3 protein-coding genes are annotated in these 5478 nt (G+C 54.0%); 2 read left to right on the top strand and 1 reads right to left on the bottom strand.

The window, feature by feature from the left end; all coding sequences use genetic code 11:
* Positions 1 to 278: 278 nt before the first annotated feature.
* Entirely contained in the window at positions 279 to 3869 is a 3591-nt protein-coding gene (locus tag FUA23_RS21860; RefSeq protein WP_147932908.1) for an Eco57I restriction-modification methylase domain-containing protein, read from the top strand.
* Positions 3866 to 4687, top strand: a complete 822-nt coding sequence (locus FUA23_RS21855) for an HNH endonuclease (protein ID WP_147932907.1) — start codon at positions 3866 to 3868, stop codon at positions 4685 to 4687. Before FUA23_RS21860 ends, FUA23_RS21855 begins: the two co-directional genes overlap by 4 nt.
* Positions 4688 to 4807: 120 nt before the next feature.
* On the opposite strand, the gene FUA23_RS21850 is transcribed toward FUA23_RS21855, so the two are convergent.
* On the bottom strand, positions 4808 to 5068 hold the full coding sequence (locus tag FUA23_RS21850; RefSeq protein ID WP_147932906.1) for a KilA-N domain-containing protein: 261 nt from the start codon (positions 5066 to 5068) through the stop codon (positions 4808 to 4810).
* Between the last annotated feature and the right edge of the window lie 410 nt (positions 5069 to 5478).

Raw genomic sequence — 5478 nt, 5'->3', positions numbered from 1 at the left:
AAGTGGATGGTGAACCAAACAAGCGTTTCTTGGGTCAGGAATCTGATCGACTCCAGGTAATGGATCAAGGGGGAGATTGGTCGTTTCCTTATTTTGCATGACTCAATAACGGAAAACAATCCCGGCTAGATTAATTTTATAGTATGCGTTAGCCCTGGGGGCCGGGGGAGAGGGAAAGCCAAATCTACTACTCCTACTACGCCCTTGCCCGCCTGCGCCGCCTCGCCACCACCCACCAACTGGCCGGCGAGGGGCAGTACGACCTCTGGGACAGCCTGATGAACACCTTCGCCCTCTTCGAAGACCGGGGCATCGGCACCAAGCTCGGCATCGCGCCCCTGGCCGGCGGCTTGTTCAGCCAGGACGCCCTCGGGCCCCTCACCGGCTGCCGCCTCAACAACCACCGCCTGCTGGAAAGCCTGCGCGGCCTAAGCCAGTTTACCGACAAGGACACCGGCACCGTCCAGGTCGTCAACTACGCCAGCCTCGACGTGGAGGAGTTCGGCTCCGTTTACGAAGGCTTGCTCGAATACGACCCCGCCATCGACCTGAAGGCCCGCAGCTTCACCTTCGTGAAGGGCCAGGACCGCAGCAGCTCCGGTAGCCACTACACGCCGGACGAGCTGGTGCAACCCCTCATCAAGCACAGCCTCGAACACCTGATCGCCGACCGCACCGTCGCGCCGGATGCCCCGGAAGATAAGCGGCAGACCGCCCGCCAGAAGCTGCTGAAGCTGAAGGTGGCCGACGTGGCCTGCGGCAGCGGCCATATCCTGCTCGCCGCCGCCCGCCGCATCGGCCTGGAGCTGGCCCGCCTGGCCAGCGGGGCCGAACAGCCCAGCCCGCCCGAAATCCGCCAGGGTACGCGGGACGCGATCCGCAACTGCATCTACGGCGTCGACAAAAACCCGCTGGCCGTCGAGCTCTGCCAGGTCGCCCTCTGGCTCGAAGCCCACCAGCCGGGGCAACCTCTGAACTTCCTCGAACACCGCATCCGCTGCGGCGATGCCATCGTCGGGGTAGGGCGGTTGGAGGATTTGCGGAAGGGCATCCCCACCGAGGCGTTCAAGAATTACCCGGGCGACAGCGACGAGGCGAAGGAAAACGGCAAGCTTCTTCGCAAGCGAAATAAGGAGGAGCGTAAAGTCCGCGAGGCCGGTGGTGGCTCCCTCAGCCTCTTCAACCAACTCGATACCGTGGAGGACCAGCTGGCCGCCTTCCAAAAGAAGTACGACGACTTCGCTACCCTCCCCGAAACCACGCCCGCCGAGATCGAAGCCAAGGCGAACGCCTACCAAAAGCTGACCACCGGCTCTAACTGGTGGTTCATCAAAACCCTGGCCGACGTGCAGACGGCCCAGTTCTTCCTCGGCCTGGGAAACGAGACCAAGGTCGTCACCGACGCCACCTACTTCGAGATGCTCGGCGGCGCCCACCGCCAGAGCCAGGCCGCCGCCGCAGCGACGGGAGCGAGCGCGGAGCGGCGGTTTTTTCACTGGTTTTTGGAGTTTCCGGAGGTGTTTGCCGGGGGAGGGTTTGATTGTGTGGTGGGAAATCCACCGTTTTTGGGGGGGCAGAAGATTTCAACGGCGGCCGGGCGGGAGTATCTTGGTTATATCCATAATAACTATGTGCCAGCAAAAGGGACTACTGATTTGGTAGCCTATTTTTTCCGGCGCATCTTCAATGTACTTGCAAAAGGAGGTTTTCAATCGTTGATTTCTACTAACACTATTGCGCAGGGAGACACCCGCGAAGGTGGTCTGGCGGCTATCAAAAATATGGGCGGTACGATCAACCATGCCGTGCGCTCTATGCGATGGCCCGGAGTTGCGGCGGTGGAAGTAGCGTTGGTAACTATTTTCAAAGGTAAATGGCAACAACCGCTGGTACTGAATGATGCGGAAGTCGAACAGATCACGACCTACCTGGATGATCAGGAGTTTTTAGGTGATCCTTTTAGGCTGGAGCAAAACGCGGGCAAAAGCTTCGTGGGAAGCTACGTCCTCGGCAAAGGTTTCGTCCTCGAACCCGAACAAGCCGTCGCCCTCATCGAGAAAAACCCGAAGAATAAGGACGTGCTGTTTCCTTACCTCAACGGCAGCGACCTCAATTCCCGCCCCGACCAGAGCCCCAGCCGCTGGGTCATTAATTTCTTCGATTGGCCCGAACGGCGGCTGACGGTGGACGAATGGAAAACACTCACGCCCGATGAGCGGGACGCGATCAGGCAACGCATCACCGCCGGTAAAACCGTGGAAGTTGCCCCGCCGGGGTATAACCAGCCCGTGGCTACGGATTATCCGGATTGTTATGGGATTGTGGAAAGGGAGGTTAAGCCGGAACGGCAACGATGGAAGGTCAATAAGAAGACAGGTAATGAAATAGAAGGTGAATATGCTTTGAGGCGACCACTTCCAGAAAGATGGTGGATGTACGGGGAAAAACGACCAGCCCTCTACCGCACCATTGCGGGGATGGAGCGGGTGTTGTCGATAGCTTTGACTAGTAAAACTGTTGGCTTTGCATTTATGCCTACAGATATAGTATGGTCACACGCTACAGGTGTTATAGGATTAAAAAGGACAAGTGAATTTGCCGTCCTTCAATCTAGCTACCATTACTATTGGGCCTGGAAGTATGGTTCATCGATGAAAAACGACCTTCGATATACTCCGTCTGATGTATTTGACACTTTCCCATTACCTACTATTTTAACTGATGTCACTGAAAAAACTGGAAGTGAATACGAATCTACTCGGTCTGCTCTTTGCAGAGATTTATTATTAGGATTAACAAAAGTATATGGAGCAATTGGTAACCCCCACCTCCTCGCCGACTACGACGACCTCTGGGAAAACGACGTCCTGACCGACCCCCAAAAGCTCAAAGCCCGCAAGCAGAGCAAGGAAACCTACAACCTCTGGAGCCATCTGGACCGGACCGAAGGCACCATCGGCATGGGCGAAGCCGTGGCGCGGATCGTGGAACTGCGGCGACTGCACAAAGAGATGGACGAGGCGGTGTTAGCTGCCTACGGTTGGCACGTCACTACGCGGCGGTGGGGCCCGGCTATCCGGCTGCGGCACGACTTTTACGAGGTGGATTATCTGCCGGAGAAAGACAACGTCCGCTACACCATCCACCCGGACGCGCGGCGGGAGGTGCTCAAGCGGCTGCTGCTGCTGAACCACGAAATCCACGAAGCCGAAGAGCGCGGGGTGGACTACGCGGTGGTGGACGGGGAAAAAGTCACCGCCCTGCTGCGCGAGCAGCTGGAAGCCTGGCTGCCCGGCGGCAGCGAAAAGCTACACTGGAAGACGCTCAAATTCCTCTGCACCGGCGAAGATTTGCTGCCTAACCTGGAGCGTAGTTTGACGAAGAGTTATAAGCCTTTTGTGACGGCTTATGCTAGTGGGTTGGAAGCAGAACTGCAACACAAGATTTTCATCGCGTGGAACGAGGAGTTTCAGTCGCGCTGGAAGGTAGAGGACGGTAGTCTGAAAGTCTACCTCGATCAGCAAAAGGCTTTAGACCCCAAGAAACGTCGAATGGATAATTTCGCGAGAAAACTTGAGCGGTCCGTGCTGAAGTATACCCTCGGAGAAATGCAGTTTATTTTGCAGTGGGTCGCCACGGGAAGTACTATAAAGAAGTCTTCACTTCTACAGGACTTCCGCACTTTTGTCGTCTCTTTGTATGGAGAAGCTGTACTGGAGAAGGACTTCCTGGCGCGGATGGATAGTTTCGTCAAGACCTACCGCAACGAGGCCGCCCACACCGGCGAGGTAGATAAAACGATGGCTGAGGGTTGCCGGGATGAGGTGCGGGATATGGTTAAGGTTTTAGTGGAAAATGAGCAGGGATGAAAAGGATAGAAGAAAGGCTGCGGCGTGCCTGGGATATCCTCGTGTCTCGTGCGGTAAAGCATAAAGACAGTCTTCAGGCTGCGAAAGTCGGTTACGAAGATTTTGTCCGTGCAGTCGAAGGAAAAACAGACGACGAGAACGTGAGCGGACGAACTTCTGGTAATTATTTACATCCGATACAGCGAATTTGCGCCGACAGTGACCTGCCTCCGCTAACGGGGTTGGTGGTTCAGGAGCGGAAGGATCATAAAACGGGGGAATACAAAAAGCTGAAGCCCTCTTCCGGATTTGCGGGTTCTGGTCTGCAGACCTATGCGGAAGAAATGTCATCAGTTTTACGACATGACTGGAAAGCGGAGGGTAATCCTTTTCTCGGCGCTGATGGAAAGGCTGTCGACGAGGGCAAGGTGCTAAAGGGGATAGCGACGGGGGCGAGCATTTTTACCTATGTTAAAAACAGGGGCTACGCCCAAACTCTGTTCCGAGACGGATTATTGAAAGCCTACAGTTCGAAGTGCGCCGTCTGTGGAATCGCTTTTGAAGAAATCCTGGACGCTGCTCACATCAAGCCGTGGTCCGTCTGCGAGGGAGAAGAGGGAGGTACGCTATCAAACGGTATCCTGCTGTGCAAGAACCACCATCGCTCGTTCGACCGTGGGTTGTGGTGGCTGTCGGACGACTTCACCATTGAGGCGAAAATTGAGTTTAAAGCTTCTTCTATAGGTAAACGAACGATCACCATCTGGACTCCAGACGATAAAGCTATTTCTCCTGATCCGCTATTTCTGCAGTATCACAGGGCCAACAAACCCGATTAGTAGCATAACTTATGAACTTTTGGAAACTCAATGTTAAAACTGCTCACGACCCTGGGGGCGGGTAGGGGGGCAGGGCTGACGCATAGGATTCGATTTTAAGCTTTTAGCTCGAGATCATAGTCACCGCCTAAGAGCTTGCAACCCAAAACGCGTAGCGTTTTCACTGGCCCATCCCCCGTGGGACCGCCGAAGGCAGCAGCGAAGCTCACGGGTTGGGGTGGGGGCAAGGATGAAGGCTTTGGTTCCTGCAGTCCGTAAGAAGTCTTTAGGCTGCTTCCCGAATGGCTTAGCCATTTCTGTAGCATTGACGAAAGAGGCACCTTCCTCCAATTGAAAGGTGACAACCTTGCCGTCGTATTCAAATCGTTTGATGTCTGGCATTGTCCTTGGTTTACCGCTAGGCATATCTGCCTAACGGTCACAATATGGCATTTTTGTAGTATAATGACTACTTTCAATAGTGTTAAAGAGTCAGGTTTTTTTTGAGCTCATAATTATACTTATGTTAAGTACTATAAATCCACTATTTGTCATACTTCCGTGAAACGGCTAGCGCGTTACACGATTTCCTTTGTGTACAAGCGCCAGCGTAGCCCTATTTTCTGGAAATAGAAAACTGAATATTGTTCTTCGTGGCCAAAATAATATGAGTACACAACTAGTCTGTTAGAGCGTGTCTAAAAATTCGAGTCAAGATTTCTCTGTATTGACGATAGAACCATCTGAATGTTGGCCATCAAAATGAATGAAGCCGAATTTTCTATCGTTCGTTCCAGGTCCTTGGTGATTCT

Origin of the sequence: Neolewinella aurantiaca, from assembly GCF_008014675.1 — a bacterium.
Taxonomy (GTDB): domain Bacteria; phylum Bacteroidota; class Bacteroidia; order Chitinophagales; family Saprospiraceae; genus Neolewinella; species Neolewinella aurantiaca.
This window is presented reverse-complemented; position numbering and strand designations above follow the sequence as displayed.